The following is a 25,142-nucleotide window of genomic DNA, read 5'->3' on the forward strand; positions in this document are numbered from 1 at the left end:
ACGGGACAGGGTCACATCCGGTAGAAGTCGCCGTAGTGGTTGGGCGAGAAGTAGACGTCGCCGGTGGTGCGGTCGAGCACGAGCCGGTACGACTGCCGCGCGGCACCGCAGGCCCGGGGCGTGACGTCGAACTCGAGGTAGGAGTGGCCGGCGGGGAGCTGACCCTCGGAGTTGCGGTGCACGCCGCCCGCGAAGTTGCACTGGCCGTTCGGCCAGCTGACCCAGCCGCGCGTGCTCGGGTAGCCCTTGGAGCTCCAGATCGAGTTCGAGGAGTACGCCTCCGCGCAGCCGCTGTGCGTGCAGGAGTTGAAGACGCTCGCGTCGGCGGGCTGCGCGACGGTGACGCCGCCGGCGACGAAGCCGACCATCGCGGTCAGGACGACGAGCATCCTGAGCATCGTGGACAGGGCGCTGTGCTTCTGGACGGACGCGGTGCTGTGGTTCTCGGACACGCTGTTCCCCTCTCGGTTGGGACTACCGAGGGGAATCCTGGCCCGCCTACCCGACGCGGACCCGACGACACACCCACCTGCGGGTGAATTTAACCTGTCCGTATTGTCCGGGAAAGATGCACGAGCCCGCCCGTCGGCCCAGGTACCGAGCGAGTGGCCGTAGACGTGCTTAGCGTGGAGGCGCCAGCTCAGCAGAAGGAGACTCCCGCCGTCGACCGGCGGGCTCGTCGCGTCGGAAGGGTGCGAGATGGAGAGCAGAGCCAAGGCCGCTGGACACGCCGTCCACCAGCAACTGATCGTCTTCCCGCTCGGGCTGCTCGCGACGGCGGTCGTCTTCGACGTGATCGGCCTCGTGGCGGACGACGTCCGGTTCGCCTCCGCGTCGTATCTCATGATCGCGGCGGGCGTCCTGATGGGGGTCGTCGCGGCGGTGTTCGGCCTGATCGACTACCTCGCGATCCCTCGCGGCACCCGGGCCAGGCGCATCGGGACCTTGCACGGCGTCGGCAACGTCGTCGTGCTCGTCCTGTTCTTCGTGAGCTGGCTGGTGCGTGCCGGGACCCGGGACAACGTCCCGGACGTCGCGGCCCTCGTCGTCGCGCTGCTGGCGCTCGCGGTCGCGGCCGGCACCGCGTGGCTGGGCGGGGAGCTCGTTGACCGGCTCGGCGTGGGTGTCGACGACGACGCGGGCCTGGACGCCCCGACCAAGCTCACCACCGGGATCTCGATGCACCGCCCTCACAGCGCGGCGCCGTGACCGGACGGCGGCCGGCGGCGCCGCCACCGCTCCCACGGAGGCAGGACCTGCCAGTTGACGCGCAGGGTGTGCCAGGCGCGGTCGAGCCGCCGACGGCGCTGCTTCCGCCCGTGCAGGCTGCGCGCGGACACCCCCACCCGCCACGAACGGTCGAGCCGGATCCGTCGGCGGGGTCCGAGGCGGAACGCCAGGTCGAGGTCGTCGTGCACCTCCGAGTCGTCGCGCACGACCTCCTGGCGTACGGCGCGCCAGGCGCTGGAGCGCACCGCCATGCACGAACCCCACAGGGCCGTGTGTCCGAGCGCGAGGTGGCAGAGCGCGTAGTACGACCCCAGGTAGGCGATCGAGACAGTGGTCCGCAGGCCGCGTGGCGCGTCGTAGAAGCTGCCGGTCCCGGTGAGTGCGTCGAGGCCCTCGTCGGCGGACATCCGTTCCACCACCGTCTGCACCCACCGCGGGCCGGGCCGCGAGTCGGCGTCGAGCCGCGCGATGACCGCGCCCTTCGCGGCGTCGTACCCGGTCGCCGCCGCGGCGGGGATCCCGACGCGCGGCTCGCCGACGACCACGGCGCCCCAGCGGTGCGCCACCGCGGCGGACGAGTCGGTCGACCCGTTGTCGACCACGACGACCTCCAGCGGGGCCACCGTCTGGCGCGCGAGCAGGGACAGGCACGTGTCCAACGCCCGTGCGTCGTCGCGCACCGGGATCACCACCGAGACCGTCGGCGCGAGATCAGGCGCCACGACCGAGCTCCCACAGGATCGCGCCCAGCGCGCCGATCCCCGCGGTCGTGATGTCGCCCGGCACGAGACCGCGTTCGGCGGTGACCTGGCGCACGGGGCCTCCGCGAGGTTCGGGACGGTGGCCCTCCAGTGTCACCCGAGGCCTTACCGCACGCACGATCTCGCTCGGTCGCTACGCCGACCGTGTCGACTCCCGGACCACCAGCCGCGCGGGGATGGTCACCTCGGCGGTCGGCTCCGCCGCCACCTCGGCCCCATCGCTCGAGTGAGCGGCCATCCGGGCCTCCAGGAACCGGAGGACGGTGGCGGCGATCTGCTCGTTGCCGGGGTCGACAGAGGTGAGCCGTGGCGTGGTGAACTCCGTCTCGTCGATGTTGTCGAACCCGACGACCTGGACGTCCGCCGGCACGCGGATCCCCAGGTCCCCGAGGGCGCGCAGGGCGCCGATGGCCACGACGTCGGTGGCGGCGACGATGCCGTCGAACGCGACGCCCTCGTCGGCCAGGCGGCGCACCGCCGCGTAACCGGACGCCATGTCCAGCAGCGGGACAGGTACGACGAGCCGCTCGTCCAACGGCACGCCGAGGCGGGCGTGCGCCTTGTAGTAGCCCAGCGTGCGGAGCGTCAGCATGTCCTGCTCCGTCGTGCCCTGTCGCCCGCCCAGCATCACCGTGCGACGGGACCCTCGTTCGAGCAGGTGCGCGGTGGCGGTCGCAGCGCCCTCGACGTTGTCCATCATGACGTGGTCGAACGTCCGGGGGAGCGGGCGCTCGCCGACGAGCACCACCGGCGTCCGGAAGTTGAGCTGCTCCAGGTCGGGCGGGTTGAGCCCGACGACGGAGATGATCACGCCGTCGTACATGCGGAGGCGGGCGAACGAGGCCGCTGCCAGCTCGTCGGCCCGGCTCAGACCCGAACGCTGGACGACGAGGTGCCTGCCGGTGGGCTCCAGGGCGTCGGCGAGGCGGGTCGCGAGCTGACCGAAGTACGGCCGGTCGAGCTCTGGCACCAGCAGGCCGATGGCGTCCGTGCGGCCCGCTCGCAGGTTCCGCGCGGTGGGGTTCGCCCGGTAGCCGAGCTCGGCGACCACGTCCAGCACGCGCTCGCGAGTCTGCGGCGCGACCCGGGGCAGCCCGTTGATCACCTTCGACACGGTGGTGGTCGAGACCTGTGCCGCCCGCGCCACGTCGCCGATGGTCACCGCGCGTGAGCCGGTACTCATACGAACCTTTCTCACCGTCTCGGCCGGAGGACGCCTCTTGACATCCGCATCCGCCGAGGGAATCGTTACCGCAGCGACGAGGACCAGTGAATACGGCTGTGAAAGCGGCTCCTCTGCGCCCTTGAGGAAACGATACCTCGTCGAAACCCCTGCGTCCGGAAGGCCTTTCGCATGCCCACTGAGCTGCCCACCGAGCTGCTGCCCACCCAGCCGTCGACCGAGTCCGCCCGCGTGGTGATCGATCTCGACCTGCCGGGACCCACGATCAGCAGGCACGTCTACGGGCACTTCGCCGAACATCTCGGGCGCTGCATCTACGGTGGGTTCTGGGTGGGGGAGGACTCGCCGATCCCGAACGTCGGCGGGATCCGCCTCGACGTCGTCGAGGCCCTGCGCGCGCTCCAGATCCCGAACCTGCGCTGGCCCGGCGGCTGCTTCGCCGACGACTACCACTGGCGCGACGGCATCGGCCCGCGTGCGGAACGTCCGCGGATGGTCAACTCCCACTGGGGCGACGTCGTCGAGGACAACTCGTTCGGGACGCACGAGTTCATGGCACTGTGCGAGCTGCTCGGCGCGGACGCGTACATCAGCGGCAACGTGGGCTCGGGCACCGTCGCGGAGATGAGCGAGTGGATCGAGTACCTCACGCGTGCCGACGACTCGCCGATGGCGGCGCTGCGCCGGCAGAACGGGCGGGACGAGCCCTGGAAGGTGCCCTTCTTCGGCCTGGGCAACGAGGCGTGGGGCTGCGGCGGCAACCTGCGGGTGGAGCAGTTCGCCTCGCTGGCGCGGCAGTACGCGACGTACGTGCGCAACCACGCGGGCAACGACGTGTACCGCATCGCGGCGGGCGCCTCGGACGACGACTACCACTGGACCGAGGTCCTGATGAAGTCCTTCGGGCCGCTCGACGGGGCCGACGGTCCGGCGGGGCCGTTCCAGGGGGTCTCGCTGCACTACTACACGATGTCCGGGTCCTGGGAGGACAAGGGCAGCGCGACCGCCTTCACCGAGGACGAGTGGTACCTCACCCTGTCCCGTGCCGGGTACATGGAGGAGCTGCTCACCCGCCACAGCACGGTGATGGACCGCTACGACCCGGGCAAGCGCGTCGGCCTCGTGGTCGACGAGTGGGGCACCTGGTGGAACGTCGAGCCCGGCACCAACCCCGGATTCCTGTACCAGCAGAACACGCTGCGCGACGCGCTCGTCGCGAGCATCCACTTCGACGCGTTCCACCGGCACGCGGACCGGGTGGTGATGGCGAACATCGCCCAGACGGTGAACGTGCTGCAGGCGATGATCCTCACCGACCCGGACACCGGCGCGCTCGTGCTCACCCCGACGTACCACGTCTTCGCGATGAACGCCCCGCACCACGACGCCACGTCGCTCGCCGCGCACGTCGTCGCGCCCGGCGCCACGCGCGCCGTCGACGGCAAGGAGCTGCAGCTCCTGTCGGCCTCGGCGTCCACCAAGGGCTCGACGGCGCACGTCTCGCTGTCCCACCTCGACGCCGCCCAGGCCCGTACGGTGGTGCTCGACCTGCGCGGCCGCGACGTCGTCGGCTTCTCGGCGCAGATCCTGACGGCGCCGGAGCTGCACGGCCACAACACGCCGGAGCAGCCCGAGGCGGTGGCGCCGCGCAAGCTGGAGGAGATCCGCAGGCACCCGCGCGGCCTCGAGCTCGACGTGCCCGCGCACTCGTACGTCACCGTCGCGCTGGAGCTGGGTGCCGACGACTGACGCAGCCCGCTTGCCGAGCGATTGTGCCCACAATTCACGCCAGTTCCGGGCACAATCGCTCGGCCGCCGGACCGGCCCCATGGTCGACGTCCGGCGGGTCAGCGGCGTATCGTGCGCGCCGTACCGTTCGTCAGCTGCACCGTTCGACAGAAGTGACCGGGTGATGGAGCCCGGTCGTCCGTGAGGTACGCGCCCGCTGCTCGACGACGAGCGGTGAGGTCGAGTGGATAACGTTTCACAGCGCTCCGACGACAGAGAGGGCAATGATGCCGCTTCCCAGGAGAACCGACGAGCCGCGCTTCGACCCCGTCAGCAGGCGGGCCTTCCTCACGCTCTCCGCCACCGCGGCGGCGGGCACGGCCGGCCTGATGTCGGCGCAGCCGGCGGCCGCCGCCCAGGTGCTCGTCCAGCCGTCGATCCGGCAGCAGACGATCCAGGGCTTCGGCGGCATGAACCACACGGCCTGGATCAGTGACCTCACGGCGGCCCAGCGTGAGACGGCGTTCGGGAACGGGGCGGGGCAGCTCGGCTTCACGATCCTGCGCATCCCCGTCCACGAGGACCCGGCCAGGTGGGCCGGCGAGGTGGCGACGGCCAAGCGCGCGACCGAGCTGGGCGCCAAGGTCTTCGCTTCGCCGTGGAACCCGCCGGCGGCGATGACGGAGACCTTCTCCGGCGGCAAGCGGCTGCGCTACGACCAGTACGGCAACTACGCGCGGCACCTCAACGACTTCGTGCGCTACATGCGCGACCGCGGGGTGCCCCTCTACGGGATCTCCGTGCAGAACGAACCCGACTACGCGCACGACTGGACGGCGTGGACGCCCGCCGAGATCGTCCGGTTCCTCCGCGAGAACGCCGGATCCATCGACGCGCGGGTCATCGCCCCGGAGTCGTTCCAGTACCGGAAGAACCTCTCCGACCCGATCCTGAACGACCCCGCTGCGCTGGCCAACGTCGACATCCTCGGTGCGCACCTGTACGGCACCCCGACCGCGGACCTGGCCTACCCGCTCTTCGTGCAGAAGGGCGGCGGCAAGGAGCTGTGGATGACGGAGGTCTACCACCCCAACAGCAGTGACTCGGCGGACCTGTGGCCGCAGTCGCTCGCCACCGGCGAGCACATGCACAACGCCCTCCTGCACGGCCGGTTCCAGGCGTACGTGTGGTGGTACATCCGCCGTTCGTACGGGCCGATGCGCGAGGACGGGCAGATCAGCAAGCGCGGCGCGAACATGGCGCACTTCTCGAAGTGGGTACGCCCGGGCTACTGGCGCGTGACGGCGACCGCGAATCCCGAGCCGAACGTCTACGTCACCGCGTTCACGAACGGCTCGAAGCTCGTGATCGTCGCGATCAACAAGACCTCGGCGGGGGTCTATGTCCCGTTCAGCGTGGAGGGTGCGGGTTCCGGCGCGTTCTCGACCTGGGTGACGGACGCCAACCGGACGCTCGCCCCGTACAACAGGGTGGTCATGACGAACGGTTCGTTCGGCTCGGAGCTCCAGGCGCAGAGCATCAGGACCTTCGTCACGGAGTAGACAGTCATGACCCTGACCCCCTGAGCCCGGGGGGTCAGGGCCTGGCTTTGGTTCAGTAGGTGCGGGGGTGCCGGAACCCCGGGGATCGTGGTCGCCTCAAGCCTCTTGACCGGGGCTCAGTTCACGCTGGTGTCGTTGTCATCTCTACATCACGTGGTACTGTCGCGGCGGTTGATCGCCGTTGTCGCCAGTCGAGAACGCGGGGGCGCCAGTGTCGTCCGACCCGGCCGTGCAGTGGATCGTGACAGTGTTGTTCGCCGCGCTCGGCGCGCACTCCCTGTGGCGCGTCGTGACCGCCCGGCAGGCGTTCGCGGTGACCGGTCATCTGTGCCACCTGGGCATGAACCTCGTGATGGTCGCGATGGTGTGGCCGTGGTGGGTCCGGCTGCCCGCGCCGCCGCAGCTCGCCTTCTTCGTGCTGGCCGCGGTGTTCTTCGCTGCCGCTGCCGGGTGGCACCAGGCCGACGCCCTGACCCGCGGCCCGACGGCGGGGTCGCGCGGCCCGACGGCGGCGGACCCGCGGCCCGGTCACCACGAGAACCCCGGGACCCAGGCGATACACGCCGTCATGATGCTGGCGATGGTCTGGGCGGTGGTGGTGATGCACCCCGGCCTGACGGTGTCGCGGACGCTCGCGACGGGACACGAGGCGGGGCGCGGGCACCACACGGACCAGGTAGCGGGCCAGGTATCCGGTCAGGTAGGTGACCACGCGGTGGCTCACGCTCAGCTCGGTACCTGGTCCACGGTCAGCGGTGCGCTGCTGCTCGCTGCGCTCGCGGTCGGCGGGACGGTCTTCCTGGTCGGCCTGCTCCGGCACCTGCGCGGCGGCGGTTCGGTGCGGGGCCGCGCCGGTTCCGACCTGCTGGCGAGCTCCGCGATGAGCTTCGGGATGGCCGCGATGTGCTGGCTCATGCTCGCGGGCTGATCGGTCGGCGCCCCGCGGATGCGCGATCAGCCGGCGCCCCGCGGACGCCGGATCAGCCGGCGCGCTGCCGCTCGGTGTGCCTCGGCCGGAGCGCGCGCTCCAGCATCTCGGCGTCCCGTGCGGTCAGGTGGTCCGCGAACCGGGCGAGCGCCTCCTCGCGGTCGCCCGTGCTCTCCAGGACGGACAGCATCGCCGCGCCCGCGCGCTCGCCGTCCGACCGGGTGGGACGGAAGCGGACCTTCCGTGGGGAGGTCGCGATCCGGACGACCTCGCCCTTCTTCTGGAGGCGGTCGAGCACCGTCAGGAGCGTCGTGTAGGCCGGGACGTGCTCGTTCCCGAAGCTCTCCTGGATGACTCTCGCTCCGATCGCGTCCTCGTGGCTCCAGAGGATTCGCATGACCTCTGCCTCGAGCTGTCCGCGTTCGCGAGTCCTGCCTGACGGCGTCCTGCCGGTCGGGGTCCTGCCTGCCGGGGTCCTGCCTGACATGTTGCCCTCCTGGCAGGACCATACTGCAAAGGTGGCCGCCCATTCGCTGATGGGCAGCCACCTTCGCGTCGTCCGGAATCCCGGACGGATCCGCCTCTTCGCCGGGCGTCAGGCGTCCGGCTGTCAGGTGTCAGGCCGGCTGGAGCGCCGCCGCGTCCAGCGCGCCGCTGCGCGCCTGCTCCACCAGGTCCGCGAGCTGGTCGTGGCTCATCTGGATCCGCTGACCGAAGTCGTCGGTGATCACGATCTGCTTCAAGGGCTCGGCGCTCGGGTCGACGAACAGCTCCGGGCAGCCGCAGTCGCACTTGCCGCAGAACGTGGCCACATGAAGAAGCTGAGGGTTGTCGCTCATCGTTGTCTCCTTTGCCTGGACGTGCACGGATGTAACGGAACGGACTTCCTGGCGGGCTGGTGCCCTCTACGAGGGTCACGCATATCTCTACAAGACGTCAAGATAACGGCGTGATACGCGACAACCCGCGAGGTGTGGGTAGCGAGGAGGCCGGAGCTCGCGCGGTAGCCGCGCGAGCCCCGGTGGTTCGTCAGCCGACGTTCCAGCGCCTGATCTCGTACAGGACGTCGTCGACCCTGACAGCGACCTCTGTCCCGTTGTACCTCGAGCCCATCCAGCAGGAGAGCTGCCTCGAGCCCGAGGCACCGTTCATCGGGTACTTGGTGCTGCCCGCCCAGGTCGTGGCGTGCCCCTCGTGGATGTCGTGCCAGTAGTCCGGTCCGTTGTCGATGCCCGACGTGTCGCCCGCCCAGCACGCGACCTCGCTGTTCGCGTCGAAGCCCTCCCAGTTCACCACCCAGTAGCGGCTGTTGGAGCTCGGCCCGCTGGGCGCCGCCGTCACCCACGCCCGGGGCCGCAGTACCTGCGCCGAGTCGCAGGCCTGCTTGCTCTCCCCGTTGTCGTCGGTCACCGTGACGCAGGCCTGCATGGTCTGACCGGGGCTGCCGTCCGCCGTCGCGGTGCCGGTCTTGCTCGTGCTGCTGACCGCCCCGGACACCTGGACCCGGGTCGGCACGCCGTTGTACCCGTCCGCGTCCCAGGTGAAGGACACGTTCCCGATCCCGGGGGTGGCGGTCATCGTCGGCTGGATCGGCGGACCGTACGGCTGCACCGCGTTCGACGGGTTCGACCAGACCGAGCAGGCGCCGTTCGCGTTGCACGCCTGTACCTCGAACCTGTACGACGTCCCGTTGGTCAGGCCCTTGTGCGTGTACGGCGGGTTGGCGCCCGCGTTCTGGGCGGCCCCGCCGTTGGCCCGGACGTTGTAGAACCCGCCCGTGCCGCGGAAGTCGCTGATGCGGGTCCAGTTCACGTCGGCCTGGTTGCTGGTCTCCGAGCCGAGCCGGGCCGTCGGGGTGCCGACCGGGTCGGGGGTGCCGTACGGCACCGTCTCGGCGGACTCCGCGCTGACCGGCGACCTACCCGCCTTGTTCTCGGCCTGGACCGTGTACTTGTAGGCCGACTCGGTGTCCAGCTTCTGGACGACCATCTCGAGGTCGCCGTCCGTCATGGTCCTGGTCCTGACCCCGTCCCGGTACTCGGTCACGTAGTACCGAGAGATCGCGTCACCGTTGCTGGCCGGAGCCTGCCATCTGACCGTGATCTGACCTCCGGCGGCAGTGTCCGAGCTGGTGGCGGTCGGTGCGTCGGGCTGGGCGGGCTTCGCGGCGGGGGTCTCCGGCGCGGACGGGTCGCTCCAGTCCGACGGCTGGTCGGCGTCGTTCTTCGCCTGCACCCGCACCGTGTAGGAGGTGCCGTTCTGCAGCCCTGTCCACTCGACCGGGCTGCTGGTCTGGCACGTCTTCTGGGTCACGTTGTCGGCCGGCGGCGGGCTGATCTCCAGGGTGACGCACTCGATGGGGGAGCGGTCCGTGTACTCCCTGTTCTTCCACGAGACCGTCAGCTTCTGGTCGCCGAACTTGAGCGTCGGCGGCTCCGGCTTCTCCGGCTTCTCGTCGGGTCGTACCTCGGCGGACGGCGGCGACGGCGCCGAGTCGCCCACCTCGTTGGTCGCGACGACCGTGAACCGGTACTTCACGTTGTTCCGCAGGCCGTCGAACGTGCACGTGGTCGTGTCGCACCTGTGCTCCTGGCCGCCGTCGGTGCGCAGCGTGTAGCTGGTGATGTCGGCGCCGTTGTTGTTGGGCTGGTCCCAGCTCAGCACGACGGTCTGGGAGCGGACCTCCTCGATGCGGGGCGCACGGGGTGCGGCGGGCTTGCCCAGAACGGTGAGCTTCGCGAAGCCGTCGACCTGGCGGTCCGGGTCCCCGGTGGCGTCCTGCACCGTGTACCGCACCGTCATGACGCCCGTGAAGTCGTCCTCGGGAGTGACGACCACCGCGGAGTCGGTGAACGACACCTTGCCGCCGCCCGCCTCGCTGGCCGCCGCGACCACCTTCAGCGGCGTCTCGGGGAACGGGTTGGAGTCGTTCTCCAGCACGGGGATCGTCGACGGCTTGCCCTGGTGCGCGTTCGGCACCTTGTCGTCGGTCGTCTTCACCTCCGGCCGGGTCGACTGCACGACCTTGACGGTCAGCTCGGCGCGGACGGCAGGGTTCCTGCCGTCGGAGACGGTCATCGGGAGCTGTGCGACCGTGCCCTTGGGGACCGCCCCGACCTCACCGATCACACTCGTGCCGGAGACGCTCATCTCTATGCCGTTCTTGCTCCCGACCTTGAAGGTCAGCGGGTCCTTGTCCGGATCCTTGACGTACCGCGACAGGTCGACGGTCGCCTTCTCGGCGGCCGCGACCTCGAGCACCGGCGTGCCGGTGATCTTCGGCGGCTGGTTGTTGGAGGGGACGACGTCGATCAGCAGCGTCAGCACCGCGGTCAGGCCCTTGGCGTCGTCGGGGCCGGTGCCGTCGGTCACCTCGAAGCTGACCGACGCCGCTCCCGCGTAGTCCTCCGCGGAGGTGTACACGAGCGTGTCGTGGTCGGTCATCGCGACCTTGCCCGCAACGGCCTTGACGGTGCTGTCCTTGGTGATGCGCGGCTTGTGGCCCTCTCGGACCACCACGTAGTCGCCCAGCTCGATGGTGAGCGGGTCACCGCTGAAGGCCTTGAGCGGATCCAGGCCCGGCTTGATGTGCGGCCGTGCCTGGTTGCCCGGCACCCGCACGAACGCCTTGGCCTCCAGGCCGTCCATGTCGGTGACGGTGTAGGTGATGACCCGGGCGTCCTTGGTGAGCTCGACCTCGATCGCGTTCGACTCGGTGACCGTCACGCCCTGGAGGCCGGGGTCGACGCTCACGTCCAGGTCGGCGCCCACGCCGTCCGGGTCTGTGTCGTTGGCGAGCACGTCGACCGTGATGCTGGCGGAGCCCTCGACGTCGTCGGACGTCACCACGTCGTCGTACGCGATGGGGCGCAGCAGCGGTGCCTCCGGGTCGACGTTCACCGTGATCGCGCCGCTGGTGCCCGCCTGGTAGGTGTCCTGGATGCCGTAGTAGAACGAGTACGGGCCGGCGTCGCCGGGCGCGGTGACGACGACGTCGTCCTCGACGGCCTTGGGCTTCAGGTCCTTCGTGCCCTCGAAGCCCTTGGCGACCAGGCTGATCTGGTCGCCGTCGGGGTCCGAGTCGTTGAGCAGCGCGGGGATCGCCACCGTGCGCTCCGGCCGGACCGTCGTCTCGTCGTCGATCGCCTGCGGTTCCTGGTTGCTCGCCGGAGGGGCGGCGATACCCACCCGGACGACGCCCTGGCCGATGGCGCCGCGCGTGTCGGTGACCTGGTAGCTGAAGGTGTCGAAGCCGGTGGTATCCGAGGCCTGGTAGTCGATGGCGCCGTCGACGATCTTGGCGGTGCCCTTGCCGGGTGCCGCCGAGATGGAGCTCAGCGTCACGTGGTCGCCGTCGGGGTCGATCCCGTCGAGCGGCAGCGGGATCCGCACGATGCCCCCGCTGAGCACCCGTGCCTCGATGTCCGGAAGCTGCGGGGCTGCGTTCTCCGGCTCGTCCTTGATGGTGATCGTGACCTGCGCGGAGTCCTTCTGGCCGTTGGCGTCCTCGACCTCGTAGACGGCGTGGACGGTCTCGGCCTTGTCGCCGGCCCGGAAGCGCACGGAGTTCTCGGAGACGAAGGCCTCACCGAGCGAGGACGGCGGTGCCTCCTGCAGCTCGTCGGTGACCTTCATCGCCAGACCGTCCGGGTGGCTGTCGTTCTTCAGCACCGGGATTGTCACGACGTCGCCGACGTGCACCGTCGCCTTGTCCGGCCCCGCCTCCGGCGGCCGCATCTGCGCGGACGCCGGGATGGGCACCACACGTACCTGACCCGTGACCGTGCCGGAGCCGTTCGCGACCCGGTAGGTCACGACGACGGGCTCGCCGAGCCGCTTGATCTCGGACACCTTCAGGATCTGGTGGTTCAGCACGGACACGCTCACCGGAGCCCCGGTGGGCACGTTGACGCCCTGCACCACCAGCACACCGCCCGCGGGGTCGGTGTCGTTGGCCAGGACGTCGACCAGGGCGGAGCCGCCGGTCGGCAGCAGCACCTGGTCCGAGACGGCCACAGGTGCTCCCGCCTCCGCCGGCGGGTCCATGACGTCCACCCGCACCAGACCCATCGTCTGCTCGACGCCGTCGGAGATGTAGTAGGGCACGTCGTACGAGCCGGCCTGGTCGCTCCGGAACTTGAAGTTCCCGGCCGGCGTGTTCTGCGTGATGCTGGCGCCGGCCGCCCCGGCGACGCTCGTCAGCCGCAGGTCGTCGTCGTTGGCGTCGTGGTCGTTCACCATCGGGTTCACGGTGACCGGCTCACCGGTCAGCACGGTCACGTGGTCCTGGACGGGCACCGGCGCGACGTTGGCGGCGACGACGTCCACGTGCATCTTGCCCTCGAAGGCCTCGCCCTCCGAGTCCGAGACCCGGAGGTCGACCACCTTGAGGCCGGTGGCGCCGCCGCCGTCACGGAACTCGACGGTCCCGTCCGGGCGGAACCGCACCTCGTCGAGCGGGTTCGCGGTGGACGCGTTCGAGAGGTAGAGGTCGTCGCCGTCGGGGTCCTGGAAGTAGGGCAGCACCTTCATGCTGGCCAGGCTGTCCTGGCCTACCTGCAGCACGGGTTCGCCGTCGGGCTGGACCGGTGGGTTGTTCTCCGTGAGCGGCACGACCCGCACGGTGGCCTCGGCGGTCGCCGTACCGTTCGCGCGTCCGTCGTCGACCTGGTACGTGAAGGTGGTCTCACCTGTCGCTTCGTCCGGCACGTCGGCCTGCAGAGCGGCTCCGCCCAGCACGCGGTTGACCGTCAGGCCCTTGGGCGGGGTGACGACCGAGGCCGTCAGCACGTCGCCGTCCTTGTCCATGTCGTTGCCCAGGACGTTCAGCACGGTGGTGCGGCCGGGCCGGACGCCGATCGAGTCGTCCTCCGGCACTGGCGTGTTGTTGGCCTTGTTCCGGTCGGCCACGAAGTGGTCGACCTGCATCGCGGTGGTCTGCTCCGACTCGGTCTTCTCGCCGTCGCCGTCCTTGGGCTGCATGTAGTCCCAGTCGTCGACCATCTCGAAGTCGTCGGCGGCCATCCAGAGCTGACCGTTCGCGACGTCGTTCAGCACGATGACCTCGCGATTGACGCGGTAGACCAGGTTCGTGGAGGCGTCGGCACCCTCGAGCGCCTGGCGGACGTCGTTGGTCTCGCCCGCGCACTCCCGGACGACCTGACCAGGTCCCGACCAGGCGCCGTAGACGCATCCGCCGAGCTGCACCGGGGCCGACGCGACGCTCGCGGGCCCACCCTTCAGCGAGTGCAGGGTCGAGGTCCCGCCGGCCAGCGGCTGGACGACCAGGCCGTTCAGGGTCGCGACCACCACGTCGTCGGTCGCGCTCGACGGCTGCTGCAGCGTGCCCTGTGCGCCGTCGGCGATCTTGACCGTCTCGCCGCCCGGTAGCACCAGGGTCCCGGAAGTCTGGTCGAACACCACTGGTTCGTCACCGACCGCAGAGACCTGCACCTCGGCGTCGGCGCCGAGGGGGAGCGCGGTCTCGTCGACCTGCTCGGCGACACCCTGCTTGGTGGTGGGGATCGTGTAGAGCTTGCCGTCGCCCGGGACGGCCAGGTGGACCGTGCCGTCGTCGCCGACGGCGAGCCTGCCGCCGGGGCCTGCCTTGACCGTGGGCTTGAGCTTGTTCTCGTCGAAGGTGGTCGAGGTGAACGGAAGGACCCAGGTCTTGCCCGTCTCCGGGTCGTAGACGGCGGTGGTCGCGCTGCCCGAGGCGACCTGCGCGCCGGGAGGAAGCTTCATCGTGGCGTCGAGCACGAGCTGTCCCGGGTTCACCGGGCTCGCGGAGAACTTGCTCGTACTGTTCAGGAGGACGCGCTGTGCGTCCTGCTCCACGTCGAAGCTTCCGGCGCCCGCCAGCAGAACACCGTCCAAGGCCTTCGCGTCGTAGTTGAACCGGCCGAGCTCGCCCTGCGCGGTCCGCGTCACCCAGACGCCCGAGTCGTTCAGCTCGACGTCGGCCGTCGACTCGCCCTCGTACAGCAGCGCGAAGCCGAGGAGCCCCGCCCCGAAGAGGGTCACCACACCGGCCGACACCACGGATCGACGGTTCTTCAACGCGCGTGAGACCAGGCTCATGCGTCCTCCTCATTCCACGAAAGATTGCCCGCCCGGACGGTCCCCACAGGCGTAACCGGAGCACCCTACCGAGTACAAAGGTGAAAAGTCGTCGAAAACGGGTGGGTAGAACTACCCAAAATGACCTGTCTGTCCATGAGGCGAGGGCTTCCCGACGGTTGCCCTCCGCGGCCCGCGCCGGGAGGATCACCGGCATGACAGCCAACCCGCCTTCAGGACCCCGTCGAGTGCTCGGCGTACGTGTCGCCGTCTCGCTTCTCGCCGTCCTCGGCCTCGTGCTGCTGGGCGCCGCCGCCTGGTTCGCGAGCCGCCCGACGCCCGGCGGCTGGTTCGCGTACGCACCCCTGTCGGACACGACCTACGTCCCGGGCGGCACCTTCGCCCCCGGGACGTTGGTGCTGCTGTCCGGGGCCGGTGCGCTCCTGATCGGCGGTGCGGTCGGCTTCGTCGTCGGACGGCGCAGCCGCCCCGCGGCGGACGAGCGCTGACACCCGTGACGGACACCACGCACTCGGGCGTCGAGGCGACCTGGGGCCGCGTGCTGCCGACCGATCTCGCCGCGTCACACCTGCGAAGGCGAACTGACTCGGTGGCGCGGAGTCTCCGAGTCAGCACGCTGGTCCGACCAGTGCGCTGACTCGGTGGCGCGGGGTCTCCGAGTCAGCACGCTGGTCCGACCAGTGTGCTGACTCGGTGGCCCGAGGGCGCCCAGTCAGCACCGTGGTGCCGTCAGGTGCCGGACGACGGCGCCGTGCCGGTGGACCGGCGCACGACGAGCTGCGAAATCAGCGCCTCGTCGTCCGCGGGCTCGCGCTGGGCGATACCGGCCAGCAGGTGCTCGACGGCGCGGCGTCCCTGGGCGACGAAGTCGACCCGCAGGGTCGTGAGCGGGGGAGAGAAGTACGCGGCGTCGGGGATGTCGTCGACTCCCGTGACGCTCACGTCCTCGGGTACCCGCATGCCCCGCTCCCGCAGGGCGAGGAGCGCGCCGAGCGCCATCTGGTCGTTGGCCACCACGACGGCCGTGAAGTCGAGGCGTGCGGGCAGGGCCGAGATGGCCTCGTATCCCGAGCGTGCGGTCCAGTCGCCGTGCACGACGCCGACGGACACCAGGCCGTGGGCGGCGACGGCGGTCTCGAAGGCGCGGGCCCGGTTGCGGGCCGCCGACCATGCGGTGGGGCCGGCGACGTGCAGCAGGCGCTGGTGGCCGAGCTCCGCCAGGTGGTCGATGAGGGCGGGGAACCCGACGGCGGTGAGCTGTGAGGGGTGGTGGCTCGCGAACTCGTCCTCCTCGCCCGCGAGAAACGCGGGCACGCGGAAGTTCGCGGCGCCGAACGCCTGCGCCATGTGGTCGGTCGAGGCGAGGGCGAGCACGCCGGCGAGGTCGTGCTGCGTGACCGTCTGCAACGCCTGGTCGATCTCCTCGGGGTCGCCCATGTCGAGGCTCAGGATGTCGAGCACGTAGCCGGCGTCGCGGGCCGCCTGCGCGGCGCCCTGGATGATCTTGCTCGGGCCGAACTGGTCGAGCTCGTGGGTCAGCGCGCCGATGCGCATCGACCGGCCGGTGGTCAGTGACCGGGCGGTCAGGTTCGGGCGGTACTCGAGCGCTTCGAGCGCCTCGGCCACGCGCTCACGCGTCGCCGGCCGGATGCCCTCGTAACCCTGCAGGTACCGGTGCACCGTCTGGTGCGACACCCGGGCCAGCGCCGCGACGTCGCGGATCGTCGCGGGCCGCCCCAGCTCCTCTGCTGATGTGGCGACCGCTGACGCGCCGACCGCTGATGCGCCGGCCGCTGACGCGCCGACCGTGCCGGCACCGGGCGTGACCTCGGACGACGGGTCGTCCCCGGGTGCTTCCCGGGGCGCTTCCCGTGCCGCGCCGGTCTCCAGCGGGGCGGTGCCGTGCGGCATGCGGTCTCCTTCGTCGACGGGCTCGGATCGTCCCACCGTAGGGCGCGACTCTCCGGATCGGATGTATGTGACCGGTAACAAGTTGGTCTCGGAGCATTGTGACCGGTCACATTTGGCGCTAGCGTCACTTCAGTTCCAGCGCACGACGACGGAGTAGCTGCCTCATGGACTTGCACAACCACCCCGATCTGCCCCGCCACCTGCTCTTCGGCGTGGCGTACTACCCGGAGTACCACCGCACCGACCGCCTGCACGAGGACCTCGACCTGATGGTGGCGGCGGGCATCAACGTCATCCGCGTCGGGGAGTCGGTCTGGTCGACGTGGGAGCCGCGTGACGGCGAGCTCGACCTGGAATGGCTCGCCCCGGTGCTCGACGCCGCAGGAGCCCGGGGGATCGACGTCATCATCGGCACGCCGACCTACGCGGTGCCGCCGTGGCTGCAGACCGCTTACCCGGAGATCGCCGCCGAACGGCGCACGGGCGAGCCGATCCCGTGGGGCGCCCGCCAGGAGGTCGACTACTCCCACCCCGCGTTCCGGCACCATGCCGAGCGGGTCGTCCGCGCGATCCTCGGCCGGTACGCCTCGCACCCCGCGGTGATCGGCTACCAGGTCGACAACGAGCCAGGCCTCGAGCTGATCCACAACCACGGGACGTTCACGCGTTTCGTGCGGCGGCTGAAGAGCCGCTACGGCGACGTCGAGACGCTCAACCGCGAATGGGGGCTGACCTACTGGTCCCACCGCCTGGGCGGCTGGGACGAGCTGTGGCGGCCCGACGGCAACTCGTTCCCCCAGTACGACCTGGCCTGGCGGCGCTACCAGGCGGACGTCACGAACGAGTTCATCGCCTGGCAGGCGGCCATCGTCGGTGAGTACGCCAGCCCCGGCCAGTTCGTCACCACCTGCCTGCAGTACCCCCGTCGGGCGCTCGACGACGAGCAGCTCGGCCGGCACCTGGACGTGCTGTCCGGCAACCCGTACTACGGCATGCAGGACCACCTGGAGGCCGGCACCGAGCTCGCCCAGCCGAACTACTGGAACACCACCGGCGTGGCCGGGCTGCTCCGCCAGGCCGACCGCCTGTACTCCTCGCGTCAGGCGCGCTACCTCGTCACCGAGACCAACGCGCAGGCCATCGACGCGTCGCACGCCAACCACCCGCCCTACCCCGGCCAGCTCAAGCAGGCCGCCTATGCCTTCATCTCCCGTGGCGCGGCGATGATCGAGTACTGGCACTGGCACACGCTGCCGTACGGCGCGGAGACCTACTGGGGCGGCGTGCTGCCGCACAGCCTGCGCCCGGGCCGGGTCTACGCCGAGATCGCGGAGATCGGCAACGAGCTGGCCGGCCTCGGGGCGACGCTGGACGGGTACGAGCCCGACGCCGACGTCGCGATCCTCTGGTCCAACCCCAGCCGCTTCGCCCTGCAGTTCATGCCCCCGCTGGCCACCGGCGGCGAGGCCGACGACGAGTCGTACGAACAGATCGTCGACTCCTTCTACCGGGGCGTGACCGACGCCGGCAGGCAGGCGCGCATCCTGCACGTGCCCCAGGCGCACGAGCTCGGCGCCGAGGAGCTGGCCCGCCGCTTCCCGGTGCTCGTCGCGGCCGGCCTGTACATCACCACCGACGACGACCTGGAGCTGCTGCGCGGGTACGCCGCCGCGGGCGGCCACCTGATCCTCGGGCCGCGCACCGCCTACGCCGACGACGAGGCGCGCGCCCGCGTCGCGGTAGCACCCGACGGCCTGCACGACGCCGCGGGCGCCTGGTACGAGGAGTTCTCCAACCTCGACGCCGACCTCAGGGTCGTGGCCACCGAGGGCAGCCCGCTCGTCCTGGACGCGGACGCCTCCGCACGCCGCTGGGTCGACGGCCTGATCCCCGACGGCGCCCAGACCCTCGCCGCGTACGAGCACCCGCGGTTCGGCGACTTCCCCGCGGTGGTCACCCACCCGCACGGCAGCGGACGCGTCACGACCGTCGGCACGGTCCCGTCGCCGGCGCTCGCGACCGCCGTCGTGCGGTGGGCCGCTCCCCAGGGAGTCGGCGACCTGCTGGCGGACGACCGCGACCCCGCCGTCACCGTCTCCTCGGGCACCCTGCCCGACGGGCGCCGGGTCTGGTTCGTCTTCAACTGGGGCTGGGGCGAGCAGCGGCTCGTCCTTGCCGCCGACGTCCGGGACGCCACGGCCGACACCGCGCACGCCACCGGCTCGCACCTCACCCTCGGGCCGTGGGGCTGCCGGACGCTCGTCGGCGAGCGGACGCAGGAGCTCGCCGCCGCGCTCGAGAGCAGCGGAGCCGCGCGATGACCACCACCACGCCACGCACCGTCCGCAGCGGCGAGGACAGGGGCACCCGCGCCTCCGCGGAGGCCGCGACCGTGATCCGCCGCCGGAAGACGGACTGGACGGGCTGGATCTTCACCTGGCCGTTCGCCTTCGTGTTCGTCTTCGTGTTCATCACGCCGCTGGTCTACGCGCTCTGGCTGAGCCTCTTCCAGAACCAGCTCGTGGGCGGCAACCGGTTCGTCGGGCTTGCCAACTACGTCACGGCTTTCCAAGACCCGAGCTTCTGGGAGGGCTTCGGGCGGGTCTTCGCCTTCCTGCTGATCCAGGTGCCGATCATGCTGCTCCTCGCCATGGTCGCCGCCCTGGCGATCGACAGCGCGCGCCTGTACGCCACCGGGCTGTTCCGCGTGGTGGTCTTCCTGCCCTACGCGGTGCCCGCCGTCGTGGCGGTCCTCATGTGGGGCTTCCTGTACAGCGACAACTTCGGTCTGACGGCGAGCATCAACGAGTGGCTCGGCTCCGCCGTGCTCCAGCCGTTCGCGCGCCAGTGGATCACCGCGTCGATCGGCAACATCGTCACGTGGGAGTTCGTCGGCTACAACATGGTGATCTTCTACTCGGCCCTCAAGACGATCCCCACCGAGCTGTACGAGGCCGCCGAGATCGACGGCGCCCGGGGCTGGCAGGTCGTCAAGGCCGTCAAGCTGCCCGCCGTCCGCGGGGCGATCGTGATCGCCACGATCTTCTCGATCATCGGCAGCTTCCAGCTCTTCAACGAGCCGAACGTGCTGCAGCCACTGGCGAACAACGTCATCACCAGCAGCTTCACGCCCAACATGTACGCGTACAACCTGTCGTTCGCCGGGCAGCAGTACAACTACTCGGCCACCGTCGCGATCATCATGGGCGTCATCACCGCGGTGATCGCCTACGTGGTGCAGGTGCGCGGTTCTCGAAAGGAGGACCGCTGATGTCCACCGGTCTTCGTACCATCCACCCCAGCGCACGCTCAGGCCGGGCACGCTCAGGCCGGGCACACTCAGGCCGGACACATTCAAGCCGGGCACACTCAGGCCGGGCCCGTCGGCCGTACTCGGTCACCCGCCCGCGCAAGTCGGTCGCCATGACGGCGCTCATGGTCCTGTTCCTCGGGTACGCGCTCGTGCCGATCGTCTGGCTCGTGGTCAACGCGACCAAGACCCAGCCCGACCTGTTCTCGACGTTCGGGCTCTCGTTCGGGCACTCCTTCGCCCTGTGGGACAACATCGTCGCCACCCTCACCCACGACGACGGCATCTTCCTGCGCTGGCTCGCCAACACCCTGCTCTACGTGGTGGTCGGCGCCGGCGGCGCGACGTTCCTCGCGACGCTGGCCGGCTACGGCCTGGCCAAGTTCCGGTTCCCGGGGCGCGGCGCGTACTTCGCCGTCGTGCTCGGCGCCGTGGCCGTGCCGGGGACCGCGCTGGCCGTGCCCACCTTCCTCCTGTTCAGCCAGATCGGGCTGACCAACACCCCCTGGTCGATCATCGTCCCGTCGCTGATCAGCCCGTTCGGGCTCTACCTCATCTGGGTCTACACGATCGACTCGGTGCCGACGGAGATCCTGGAGGCCGCCCGGCTCGACGGCGCGGGGGAGCTGCGGACCTTCTTCACCATCTCGGTCCGTCTGCTGGCCCCCGGCATCGTCACGGTCGCGCTGTTCTCCGTCGTCGCGACCTGGAACAACTACTTCCTGCCGCTGATCATGCTCACCGACCCGGACTGGTACCCGCTGACCGTCGGGCTCAACCAGTGGAGCGCGCAGGCGGCGGGCGTCGCCGCCGAGCCGATCTTCAACCTCGTGGTCACCGGCTCCCTGATCACGATCGTGCCGATCGTCGTGATCTTCCTGCTCCTGCAGCGCTTCTGGCAGTCCGGCCTCAGCGCCGGGAGCGTCAAGCAGTGACCGACCGCGCCCGCACATCTCCGCACCCACACAGTCCCGCACCCACACAGACCCACACCCACAAAGACGTGAAGGAAAGATCATGACCAGAGCAGGACGTACCACCCGCACCAAGGCCGCGGCAGCGGTCGCCGCCGCGGCGCTGACCGCCGTGACCCTCGTCGGCTGCGGCTCCGCCGACACCCCGGGCGCCGAGGCCCCGGCCGGCTCGGCCGCCGACCTCGACGCGGCCCTCGAGAAGGGTGGCGAGCTCACCTACTGGACGTGGACCCCCTCGGGCGAGGTACAGGCCGAGGCGTTCATGAAGGAGTACCCGAACGTCACGGTCGACGTCGTCAACGCGGGCACCGCGACCGACGAGTACACCAAGCTGCAGAACGCGATCAAGGCCGGCTCGGGTGCCCCCGACGTCGCGCAGATCGAGTACTACGCGCTGCAGCAGTTCGTGCTCTCGGACAGCCTCCTCGACCTGTCGGCCTACGGCCTGGGCGACCTGGAGGACCAGTACACCGCCTCCACGTGGTCGGCCGTCGCCGCCGACGGAGCGCTCTACGGCCTGCCCCAGGACTCGGGGCCGATGGTCCTCCTCTACAACAAGGAGATCTTCGACGAGCACGACATCGACGTCCCCACCACGTGGGACGACTACATCGCCGCCGCCGAGAAGCTGCACACCGCGGACCCCAAGAAGTACATCACCAACGACGCCGGCGACCCCGGCTTCGCGCAGCCGCTGATCTGGCAGGCCGGCGGCCACCCCTACGTGACCGACGGCACCGATGTGACCGTCAACCTGCAGGACGAGGGCACCAAGCTCTGGGCGGACACCTGGAACGAGCTGGTCGAGCCCGGCCTGCTCGCGGACATCCCCACCTGGAGCGACGACTGGTGGAAGGCGCTGGGCGACGGCACCATCTCGACCATCGTCACGGGTGCCTGGATGCCCGGCATCCTGGAGGGTTCGGTGCCCGACGGCGCCGGCAAGTGGCGCGTCGCGCCCCTGCCCAGCTACGACGGCTCCCCGGTGACCGCGGAGAACGGCGGCAGCGCCCAGTCGGTGATCAAGCAGACCGACGACCCCGCGCTCGCCGCGGCGTTCCTGCGGTGGCTGAACAGCTCCGACGAGAGCGTCGACGTCTTCCTCGAGCAGGGCGGCTTCCCCTCGACCACCGCGCACCTCAGCTCGCCCGAGTTCCTCGCGGAGGAGCCGGAGTACTTCGGCGGCCAGAAGATCAACGAGGTGCTGGTCGAGGCCTCCGAGAACGTCGCGCCGGGCTGGCAGTACCTGCCGTTCCAGGTCTACGCCAACAGCGTCTTCCCCGACACCGTCGGCGCGGCCTACACCGACCACAGCGACCTCAACGCAGGCCTGCGGGCCTGGCAGGAGCAGATCGTCGCGTACGGGACCGCGCAGGGCTTCACAGTCAACAAGTAGGACGTGTCCGCGGGGCGACGCCGGCTGGAACGGCGTCGCCCCACGGGCCGGAGGACCGTGGCGCCAACGACGGCGTCACGTGCGGAGTGCCCGTGCCCGGCACGGGTCGATGACATCCCCAAGGAGGGGGCATGACGTCTAGAGCCAAGCTCGTCCTGGCAGCGTTTCTCACGGTGCTCGTGACGGCGCTGGTGCCGTCCGTCGTCGCGCAGGCCTACAAGCCGACCGGTGGCATCGTGTACCAGCTCACCGACGCGGAGCAGTGCCTCAAGGGCCGCGGCAACTGCGCCGTCTACCCGAAGTCCACCGAGCTGCCCAGCGGCCGTCTCGTCGCCGCGTTCGAGAAGGCGACGGTGAACCCGACCAGCGGTGCCGCGACCGGCGGCACCCTGCCGATCTACAAGAGCGACGACGACGGCACCTCGTGGCAGCCGCTCTCGGCGGTGCGGCCGCCGGCTGAGCTCTCCAGCAACCCCGCGTTCGCGAAGTACACGAGCAACTGGGGGAGCCCGTACCTGTACGTCCTGCCGCAGGCCGTCGGCAACCTCGCCGCTGGCACGCTGGTGCTCGCGAGCCTGGTGACCGGTGAGGACTACTACTACACCGAGCACAAGGCCGCCGACCCGAACTGGGTGCCGACGAACGACGGCGACCGCAAGGACCTCGCGATCGCCCTGTTCACGAGCACCGACGAGGGCTCGACGTGGAACGTCGTCAACATCGTCGCGGCCGGTGGCTGGCAGGGTGGTAGCGCCGGAGCGACCGGGACGAACGTCGCCCAGGCCAACACCTACCGGCAGGTGGACCCCGTCTGGGAGCCGTTCCTCATCGTGCGCGGCGGGAAGCTCGTCTGCTTCTACTCGGACGAGAACGACTACCTCAGCTACAACACCACCACCGGCGTGCCCACCCTGGACCCGGCGAACGACACGGCGCCCGACTCGGAGGGGCAGATCCTCGCCCACCGCACGTGGGACGGGACGAGCGCGCCGTGGAGCGGCCCGATCGTCGATGTCGCGGGCACGACGGTGAACAACGGCGGGAAGTCGCAGATCGGCGGCGGGCGCCCCGGCATGACGACGATCGCCCCGACGTCCGACGGCAAGTGGCTGCTCACCTTCGAGTACTGGGGCGGCGGGACGAACACCCGGTTCAAGACCGCGACCGACCCGCTGCGGTTCTTCGCCGACGGCGACCCCGACGGCACGGGGGTCGACACCCTCGCCGTCGCCGGTGGCTCGCGGCGCCTCGCCACGGGTGGCAGCCCCGTGCTGATCCCGCTGCCGGACGGCCGGATCGTCTACAACGCGAGCGGCAGCGGCAACGTCTGGGTCAACCGCACCGGTTCGAGCACCGGCGCGTGGACCGAGTACCAGACCACGGTCGGCGCCGGCTACAGCAGGACCCTGCAGTACGTCACGCGGACCGGCCGGGTCGTCATCCTGCAGGGCACCTGGGGCGGAGCGACCAGCAACGCGGTCATCCGGTACGGCGAGGTTGATCTCGGTCGCTCGGCGGGCAGGTACTACCAGCTCGTCAACCGCAAGACCGGCCAGGTGATGGGCACGGGCAACCACAGCAACGACGCGAACATCGGCAACGGCGACGTTCCCGACGTCGTCCTGGAGGCGGCCGGGTCGGCGTCGGACGGCGACACCCAGTTCTGGCACGTCGTCACGAAGCCGGGCGGGGCGGTGACCCTGCTCAACAAGTCCGGCGGACGGGCCGCCGGTATCTGGACCGGGACGCCGTCGGCCGGCCAGAAGATCGGCCAGTGGGTCGACAACACGGAGTCCGGGATCTGGCGGCTCGTCACCACCAGCGACGGGTACACCCGGCTGCAGGCGGCCGCGAGCACCGGCCTGTACCTGACCGGGGCGACCGCGGGCGGCCAGCTCACGCTCCAGGCCTCCGCCTCCGACGGTTCGCAGGACTGGACGCTCGTGGAGCAGCGCCCCGAACGTCTGGTGAACCGCAACAGCGGCAAGTGCCTCGACGTGAACGCGTCCTCGACTGCCGACGGCGGCAAGGTCCAGCAGTGGACCTGCGGCACCGGTACCAACCAGCAGTGGCAGGTCCAGGCGGTCTCGGGCGGGTACGTCCAGGTCACGAACGTCAACAGCGACAAGTGCCTCGACGTTCACCAGAGCTCGACCGCCGACGGCGGGACGGTCCAGCAGTGGACGTGCACGGGCGGCGCGAACCAGCAGTGGCGCGTCCAGGCGGTCGCCGCCGGGCACGTCCAGCTCGTCAACCGCAACAGCGGCAAGTGCCTCGACATGGCCGAGTTCTTCACCGCGAACGGCGGGAAGGCGCAGCAGTGGACGTGCACCGGCGGGACCAACCAGGCGTGGCAGCGCGTCACGTCGTGACGGCCTGACCGCCTACGGCCAGGGGGGCGCCGCTACCGGTCCGCGTCCGTGATCCTGCGACGCAGACCGGCAGCGGCGGCCCTCGGGTCGTCCGCCTGCGTGATGGCACGCACGACGACGACGCGACGCGCCCCGGCGTCGAGCACCTGGTCCAGGCGGGCGTCGTCGACGCCGCCGATCGCGAACCAGGGTGTGGCCGGCTCCTTGGCGGCGACGTCGCGCACCAGGTCGAGGCCGACGGCCGCACGGCCCGGCTTGGTCGGTGTGGCCCACACGGGCCCCACGCAGAAGTAGTCGACGCGGGCGTCGGCCTCGGCGGCCAGGGCCTGGTCGAGGGAGTGGGTGGAGCGGCCCAGCACGGGGCCGTCGCCGAGCAGGGTCCGCACCGCGTCGGACGGCAGGTCGCCCTGGCCCATGTGCACCACCGGCGCGCCGGTGAGCCGCGCGACGTCGGCCCGGTCGTTGACCGCCCACAGGGCGCCGTGCTCGGCCGCGACCCGGGCGACGAGCGCCTGGAGCTCGAGCTCGCGGGCCGCCTCGAGGGACTTGTCCCGGAGCTGGACGACGTCGACGCCACCCTCCAGCGCCGCGTGCAGGAACGGTTCGAGGTCGTTCGTGTCCTGACGCGCGTCCGTGCACAGGTACAGGCGGGCGTCGGCGAGCCGGGTACGGGGATCCACGAGCGTGAGTTTAGGCCGACGCACTGA

18 protein-coding genes are annotated in these 25,142 nt (G+C 70.5%); 10 read left to right on the top strand and 8 right to left on the bottom strand.

The genetic code is table 11. The features are described from left to right. Window positions 1–11: 11 nt before the first annotated feature. Window positions 12–452: a ribonuclease domain-containing protein gene (locus ACFWE2_RS03715; RefSeq protein ID WP_377222862.1), complete on the bottom strand. Its 441-nt coding sequence runs from the start codon at window positions 450–452 to the stop codon at window positions 12–14. Between the two features lie 247 nt (window positions 453–699). Between ACFWE2_RS03715 and ACFWE2_RS03720 the strand changes: the two genes are divergently transcribed. Next, window positions 700–1,209 (top strand): DUF2231 domain-containing protein, encoded by a 510-nt coding sequence (locus ACFWE2_RS03720; protein ID WP_377222863.1) that lies wholly within the window; start codon window positions 700–702, stop codon window positions 1,207–1,209. On the opposite strand, the gene ACFWE2_RS03725 is transcribed toward ACFWE2_RS03720, so the two are convergent. After that, window positions 1,191–1,952 (bottom strand): glycosyltransferase family 2 protein, encoded by a 762-nt coding sequence (locus ACFWE2_RS03725; RefSeq protein ID WP_377222864.1) that lies wholly within the window; start codon window positions 1,950–1,952, stop codon window positions 1,191–1,193. The genes ACFWE2_RS03720 and ACFWE2_RS03725 overlap by 19 nt on opposite strands. Window positions 1,953–2,124: 172 nt before the next feature. Further along, on the bottom strand, window positions 2,125–3,174 hold the full coding sequence (locus ACFWE2_RS03730) for a LacI family DNA-binding transcriptional regulator (protein ID WP_377222865.1): 1,050 nt from the start codon (window positions 3,172–3,174) through the stop codon (window positions 2,125–2,127). Between the two features lie 171 nt (window positions 3,175–3,345). Here ACFWE2_RS03730 and ACFWE2_RS03735 point away from each other — a divergent pair, with 171 nt between their 5' ends. The 3 genes from ACFWE2_RS03735 to ACFWE2_RS03745 all read left to right on the top strand — a co-directional run bounded on the left by ACFWE2_RS03735 (window position 3,346) and on the right by ACFWE2_RS03745 (window position 7,392). Then, window positions 3,346–4,923: an alpha-N-arabinofuranosidase gene (locus ACFWE2_RS03735; protein WP_377222866.1), complete on the top strand. Its 1,578-nt coding sequence runs from the start codon at window positions 3,346–3,348 to the stop codon at window positions 4,921–4,923. A gap of 266 nt (window positions 4,924–5,189) precedes the next feature. Next, the gene (locus tag ACFWE2_RS03740; RefSeq protein ID WP_377222867.1) at window positions 5,190–6,464 is read left to right on the top strand and encodes a glucuronoxylanase; all 1,275 of its coding nucleotides are present in this window, start codon (window positions 5,190–5,192) and stop codon (window positions 6,462–6,464) included. Between the two features lie 241 nt (window positions 6,465–6,705). After that, on the top strand, window positions 6,706–7,392 hold the full coding sequence (locus ACFWE2_RS03745) for a DUF5134 domain-containing protein (RefSeq protein WP_377222868.1): 687 nt from the start codon (window positions 6,706–6,708) through the stop codon (window positions 7,390–7,392). 52 nt (window positions 7,393–7,444) lie between these two features. Here ACFWE2_RS03745 and ACFWE2_RS03750 read toward each other — a convergent pair whose 3' ends face one another. From ACFWE2_RS03750 to ACFWE2_RS03760, 3 genes are all read right to left on the bottom strand, one after another. Further along, a complete protein-coding gene (locus ACFWE2_RS03750; protein WP_377222869.1) occupies window positions 7,445–7,879 on the bottom strand; it encodes a BlaI/MecI/CopY family transcriptional regulator in 435 nt (144 codons plus the stop codon). Window positions 7,880–8,009: 130 nt separating this feature from the next. After that, complete coding sequence (locus ACFWE2_RS03755) at window positions 8,010–8,231, bottom strand: hypothetical protein (protein ID WP_377139468.1); 222 nt, start codon at window positions 8,229–8,231, stop codon at window positions 8,010–8,012. Between the two features lie 190 nt (window positions 8,232–8,421). Continuing rightward, window positions 8,422–14,472, bottom strand: coding sequence for an Ig-like domain-containing protein (locus ACFWE2_RS03760; protein ID WP_377222870.1), 6,051 nt, complete (start codon window positions 14,470–14,472; stop codon window positions 8,422–8,424). 194 nt (window positions 14,473–14,666) lie between these two features. Here ACFWE2_RS03760 and ACFWE2_RS03765 point away from each other — a divergent pair, with 194 nt between their 5' ends. Further along, on the top strand, window positions 14,667–14,960 hold the full coding sequence (locus ACFWE2_RS03765) for a hypothetical protein (protein ID WP_377222871.1): 294 nt from the start codon (window positions 14,667–14,669) through the stop codon (window positions 14,958–14,960). A gap of 241 nt (window positions 14,961–15,201) precedes the next feature. Here ACFWE2_RS03765 and ACFWE2_RS03770 read toward each other — a convergent pair whose 3' ends face one another. Further along, entirely contained in the window at window positions 15,202–16,383 is a 1,182-nt protein-coding gene (locus tag ACFWE2_RS03770; RefSeq protein WP_377222872.1) for a LacI family DNA-binding transcriptional regulator, read from the bottom strand. 164 nt (window positions 16,384–16,547) lie between these two features. On the opposite strand from ACFWE2_RS03770, the gene ACFWE2_RS03775 reads away from it, so the two are divergent. From ACFWE2_RS03775 to ACFWE2_RS03795, 5 genes are all read left to right on the top strand, one after another. Continuing rightward, window positions 16,548–18,704: a beta-galactosidase gene (locus ACFWE2_RS03775; RefSeq protein ID WP_377222873.1), complete on the top strand. Its 2,157-nt coding sequence runs from the start codon at window positions 16,548–16,550 to the stop codon at window positions 18,702–18,704. Beyond that, entirely contained in the window at window positions 18,701–19,654 is a 954-nt protein-coding gene (locus tag ACFWE2_RS03780) for a carbohydrate ABC transporter permease (protein WP_377222874.1), read from the top strand. The genes ACFWE2_RS03775 and ACFWE2_RS03780 overlap by 4 nt, the downstream gene beginning before the upstream one ends. A gap of 152 nt (window positions 19,655–19,806) precedes the next feature. Next, complete coding sequence (locus ACFWE2_RS03785; protein WP_377222875.1) at window positions 19,807–20,628, top strand: carbohydrate ABC transporter permease; 822 nt, start codon at window positions 19,807–19,809, stop codon at window positions 20,626–20,628. Window positions 20,629–20,710: 82 nt separating this feature from the next. Next, window positions 20,711–22,063 (top strand): ABC transporter substrate-binding protein, encoded by a 1,353-nt coding sequence (locus ACFWE2_RS03790; RefSeq protein WP_377222876.1) that lies wholly within the window; start codon window positions 20,711–20,713, stop codon window positions 22,061–22,063. Window positions 22,064–22,194: 131 nt separating this feature from the next. After that, window positions 22,195–24,435 carry an RICIN domain-containing protein gene (locus ACFWE2_RS03795; protein ID WP_377222877.1) on the top strand — a complete coding sequence of 747 codons (2,241 nt, stop codon included), beginning with the start codon at window positions 22,195–22,197 and terminating at the stop codon, window positions 24,433–24,435. 32 nt (window positions 24,436–24,467) lie between these two features. On the opposite strand, the gene thiE is transcribed toward ACFWE2_RS03795, so the two are convergent. Then, entirely contained in the window at window positions 24,468–25,115 is a 648-nt protein-coding gene (thiE, locus tag ACFWE2_RS03800) for a thiamine phosphate synthase (RefSeq protein ID WP_377222878.1), read from the bottom strand. Window positions 25,116–25,142: the final 27 nt, after the last annotated feature.

The sequence above is a fragment of the Promicromonospora sp. NPDC060271 genome, assembly GCF_042726755.1.
GTDB lineage: Bacteria > Actinomycetota > Actinomycetes > Actinomycetales > Cellulomonadaceae > Promicromonospora.